The 5,041-nt window shown below is 38.3% G+C and carries 4 protein-coding genes; 2 read left to right on the top strand and 2 right to left on the bottom strand.

Annotated elements, in window-relative coordinates; translation table 11 throughout:
• The first annotated feature begins 360 nt into the window (after positions 1–360).
• Positions 361–1,257, top strand: coding sequence for a phosphogluconate dehydrogenase (NAD(+)-dependent, decarboxylating) (gene gnd, locus ACOVQ4_RS16835; RefSeq protein WP_421821786.1), 897 nt, complete (start codon positions 361–363; stop codon positions 1,255–1,257).
• A gap of 31 nt (positions 1,258–1,288) precedes the next feature.
• Positions 1,289–2,704, top strand: a complete 1,416-nt coding sequence (locus ACOVQ4_RS16830; RefSeq protein ID WP_421821785.1) for a gluconokinase — start codon at positions 1,289–1,291, stop codon at positions 2,702–2,704.
• Positions 2,705–3,002: 298 nt separating this feature from the next.
• Here the strand turns inward: ACOVQ4_RS16830 and ACOVQ4_RS16825 are convergent, their stop codons facing one another.
• Together ACOVQ4_RS16825 and ACOVQ4_RS16820 are read right to left on the bottom strand one after the other, a co-directional pair.
• The gene (locus ACOVQ4_RS16825) at positions 3,003–4,007 is read right to left on the bottom strand and encodes an alpha/beta hydrolase fold domain-containing protein (RefSeq protein ID WP_421821784.1); all 1,005 of its coding nucleotides are present in this window, start codon (positions 4,005–4,007) and stop codon (positions 3,003–3,005) included.
• Between the two features lie 69 nt (positions 4,008–4,076).
• Positions 4,077–5,041 (bottom strand): pectinesterase family protein (locus tag ACOVQ4_RS16820; protein WP_421821783.1); only part of this gene is annotated, 965 nt, incomplete at its 5' end.

The following is a 5,041-nucleotide window of genomic DNA, read 5'->3' as shown; positions in this document are numbered from 1 at the left end:
AAAAATGAGTCCAAGACTAAGTCTTGAACTAGTAACTTCAATTTTGTCCAGTAATTAGGCAACTGATATACTGTTAACTAATAACGTCTTGTTACTTAGAAGGAAAGATTAAATAAAGTTAGTGCGCAAAATAGAATTTAATTTTTTAGCTATCGGCTTTCAGCTCTGGGCAATCGGTAAAAAACATTTACATCGTTACTAAAAAACAGTTTAACACTCTTTGACTTGTGCCTGTTGCCTAGTCCCTAAACACATAGATTAAATATAATGATGAATATCATCAAATAATCAATATACTGTAAACCAATTACATTTTCCTACTTATAAACAAAATATCCCAAAACTTTAACAAATAAATTTATGCAAATTGGATTGATTGGATTAGGCAAAATGGGTTTCAATTTAGCCTTGAATTTACACAGAAATGGATTTGAGGTTGTGGCTCATGATGTAAATCCCGATTTTGTAGCACAAATTGCTCAACAAGGAATTTCAACGGCATTAAATTTAGCCGATTTGACCCAAAAATTAGAAGGTAGAAGAGTTATCTGGCTAATGGTTCCTGCTGGAGAAATTGTGGATACCGTGATTGAGCAATTAATACCTTTATTGAACCCTTCAGATATAATAATAGATGGCGGAAATTCTTTTTACAAGGATTCATTACGCCGTTATGCACAGTTGAAAGACAAACGTATCGACTTCCTAGATTGTGGTACTTCAGGAGGAACTAGTGGTGCCTTAAACGGAGCTTGCACAATGATTGGAGGCGATACCGATGTCTTTACATACGTGGAAGAGGTTTTTCAGAAAATTTCTATTCAAAATGGTTATTTGCATACAGGAAAAGCTGGTAGTGGGCATTTTACCAAAATGGTTCATAATGGTATCGAATACGGTATGATGCAGGCCATTGCAGAAGGTTTTGAAGTATTTGAACGTTCGCAGTTTGATATCGATTTTCAAAAGACAGCCGAATTGTTCAATCATGGCTCAGTGGTTAGAGGTTGGTTAATGGAATTGACGGCTAATGCTTTCGCAAAAGATCCGCAATTAGATGCCATCAAAGGTGTTATGCACTCTTCTGGAGAAGGAAAGTGGACTTTGGAAACAGCCTTAGACATGGGTGTGCCAACACCAGTAATCGCCCTATCCGTAATGATGCGCTATCGTTCTCAAATGGAAGATACCTTTTCAGGAAAAGTTGTGGCGGCTCTGCGTAATGAGTTTGGTGGGCATGCCGTCGAGAAAAAATAGTCCTTAGCATTCATTTTTAATTGTAATGCTTATGGCAAAATACTACGCAGGTATAGACTTAGGTACTACCGCCACCAAAGCTGTTGTCTTCGATTGCGAGGGCGAGGTAATATATCAGACCAGTCAGGAATATCCAATGTACCATCCTGTTGTCGATTGGAGTACTCAACGCCCAGAGGATTTGTTAGATGCGGTATACCAATGTTTGAGTGAAATTACCTCAAATTATGACTTGTCATTTGTCAGTTTTAGTGCTGCCATGCAAAGCCTTATCTTGGTCGATAATCATCACCAACCACTTACAGACTGTATGATTTGGGCAGACAATCGGGCGGTGGCCGAATCTGAAGAATTGAAAAACTCTGAATTGGGTCAAGAATTTTATCGAATATCTGGTATTCCTATACACAGTTTTTCACCAATGACCAAGCTTGTTTGGTTAAAACAACAAAAACCTGATTTGTTGGCAACGGCGCATAAACTAATTAGTGCAAAAGAATATATTTGGTATCATCTGACCAATGAGTACACGATAGATACGACCCTTGCATCAGGAACAGGCTTAATGGATATTCACACATTGGAGTGGTCGGATAAAATTTTGAATTTTCTTAGTATCCAAAAAACACAATTGTCTATAATAGTAAAATCTACCCATCGTGCTTATTGTAAGCTGTATAATCTTGAATTAGTAAGTGGAGGAGGAGATGGCGTTTTGGCTAATTTGGGTTCAGGAGCTATTAGTACCGACAAAATGGCGCTTACAATAGGTACGAGTGGGGCAGTAAGGGTGGTTGCAGAAAAACCTTATATCGATGCCAAAATGAGAACTCAATGTTATCATCTGTTTGAAAATGAGTATCTTAAGCTTGGTGCGGTAAATAATGGTGCTGTTGTTTTACAATGGTTGAAAAATCAAGTGTTGGAAACCAACGAATCTTACGAATCTCTTTTTGAAAAAGCAGAGAAAGTTCAAGCAGGGGCGAATGGATTACTTTTTGTACCCTATATCCTTGGAGAAAGAGCGCCTATTTGGGATGCCAAAGCCAAAGGTATCATAATAGGGCTGGACATGCAGCATCAGCAAGGGCATCTTATTCGAGCTGCCATGGAGGGCATTTTATATGGACTAAGACAGATTGCTGAGGTATTGGTTCCCAACCAAAAAGTTCGGAAAAAAATGAATCTGATGGTGAGCGGTGGGTTTGCCAAGAGTGATTTTTGGTTGCAGATGACTGCTGATGTTTTTCAGATGAATGTAGAGGTAAGCAACACCATAGAAAGCTCGGCTTGGGGAGCGGTATTGATTGGTTTTGAGTCATTTGGTATGAAAATCACCCCCCAAAACAAGATTGGAAAATCCTTTTATCCGAATCAAGAAAATGAAATTATTTACAATGATGGATTCGAAAAGTTTAAACAAATCTATCAAAGGCTGTATTCGTAGGTTGAGTGCCGATTTTTAACGACCACGGACAAGCATTTTTCCCAAAGCCCACCGCCGAAAGCCGATATCTGAAAGCTTAAAGCACAAGCTTAAACTTTATTTTGCTTACTAACTTATTAGTAACCAAAAACAAGCTTTTGTTCAAAGTTAAAACCTGAAGGCTAAAGGTTTTTTGAGTTACAAAAATTTGCTTCTAGCGTAAGCACTAAAATAGCTTATTCCTACAATTTAGACATTCATTATCTATCTATCCTTTAATAAATAAAAAGGCTTAATTTTTCAATTAAGCCTTTATTTTTTATCGAAACGCCAAGGTATCTTTATGTTTTCTGAATACTTTTTTCAAAAAGTGATCAATATAATTTATGGTGGGGTCAAACCACGGGCTAAACAAGCAAAACGAGTGTGGTGAGTTATTAAAGGTATGTACTTCCGAATAAATATGATTGGTTTCCAAGATTTTGCGATAATCATCTCTTCCTGCGTGCATTCTATCAACTGAACTATTGATGAATAAGGTTGGAGGCGTATTTTTTCCTGTGTAACTAAGCGCCGAGCCTTGTTGCCATAAGCTAGGATTTTCGTCTTTACCAAAACCAAACCAATAAGTTGCCGCCGAAGTTCTTTTAGAATCGTCGCCCTCACCCGATTCGGGATGAATAAAGGCCACGATGCCATCGATATCGATAATAGCTTGAACATCACTGGAGGTGCCTACTATGCCTTCATTTGCTTCGAAAAGTGATACGCCGTTGGTATTGCCAACTAAGGTAGCCAGTTGTCCACCTGCCGAGAAACCCAAACAAGCCACTTTATGGGAATCTACGTGATAGGCTGAGGCATTCGCGCGAATCCAACGAACGGCTGCCTTCAAATCTTGTACAGCGGCTGGGTACAAAGCTTCGGTCGAAAGTCTATATTCTGCCGTAATAGTAACATAGCCCATCGAGGCAAGTTTTTGCGCCATCGGAATATGCTGACTTCTATTGCCAGAGCGCCATCCTCCTCCATGAATTATCAAAATAGCTGGATGTTCGCAAGTATTTTTTTCTTTGGGATAAAATATATCTAGTTTGAGAGGCCTTTCCCCAATAGTTGCATAAGTGATATCCCGCTTTTCTGATACATTGGGATATTGATTTTCGATGACTAAAAGTGCATTCGGATGAGTCTTGAGGGTAGTCTTCAAAGCCGAATAACTATTGTATGAATTATCTGTTATCCCAGTAATACCAATAGTAGATTGAGCGATTCCTGAAAACAAAAACCAAATTGAGAAAGAGATTGTCAGTAAAGTTTTCACTATATATTGAAATATTTAAAGATTATTTGATGTTTTTCTAATAACATTATGACAAATATAGTAAATTTTTTATTTCTCCGACCAGAAAGTTGATGTTTCTTGATTTATTTTACCAGCGAAAATGTCTGATTTTGAGTAGTTTGCAAGCTCCAACTTCGTGAGTTGTTTTGCCCAATTTACACGCTTTGTATTGGTCGCTCCTGGACCTTTACTGTTGTATTCAGCGAAGTAGGTGGTATTTTCTGTTTGTGGGCGACCCCAATTATGCCAACCCTCTGGGAGGATATGCGCCCCCAATTCACAGTCAATAAAAACGGTTTTGGCATAGTCTCGCCATGGTCTACCCAAATATACCTTTGTGACGCCCAAATCTGCTGTTAATTTACAGTTTTTGAATACATATCCATACACTACCCATTCGGGTGTAGAGGCCGCAGAAACATAACCGTCGGCTTTTGAATGAATGTGACATTTGTCGAAAAGCGCTGTAGAAGAACCAAAAATAAAATCGACTGTTCCCTCTATATAACACTCCTCAAAAAGCTGCCGTGAATTCTCGCCTGAGGCAAAAATAGTATCTTGATTTCCTAAAAAACGACAATTCTTAAATACACATCTATCACCCTCAACATGAAGTGCTACAGCCTGCCCGACTTTTCCTGCCGTATTTTCAATGGTCAAATTTTCGAAATACAAATTATTGCCCATGACACGCAGGGTAAAGGAATCAAAGGTTTCCATTTTGCCCTTCCCCGAGTAATCGTTGTAACTAATGATGGTACTATCAAGATTTTCGCCAATAAACCTGATATTGTTTAAGGTACTTGGAATATCCAATTTCTCGATATATTTACCCTTTTTGATTTTGATGGTAATTCCTTTGGGTAAATATACTCTCACGGCATTTATCGCATCTTGGATGTATTTATAATCGCCAGAGCCGTCTTTTGCCACAACCAAATCATGTTGGACTTTTAAGGCTTGCCCTTTTGATTCAGTATTGAAGAAAAGAAATGTTGTTAGAAGTAGGGTTA

Origin of the sequence: Flectobacillus sp., assembly GCF_049240685.1 — a bacterium.
Lineage (GTDB): Bacteria > Bacteroidota > Bacteroidia > Cytophagales > Spirosomataceae > Flectobacillus.
This window is presented reverse-complemented; position numbering and strand designations above follow the sequence as displayed.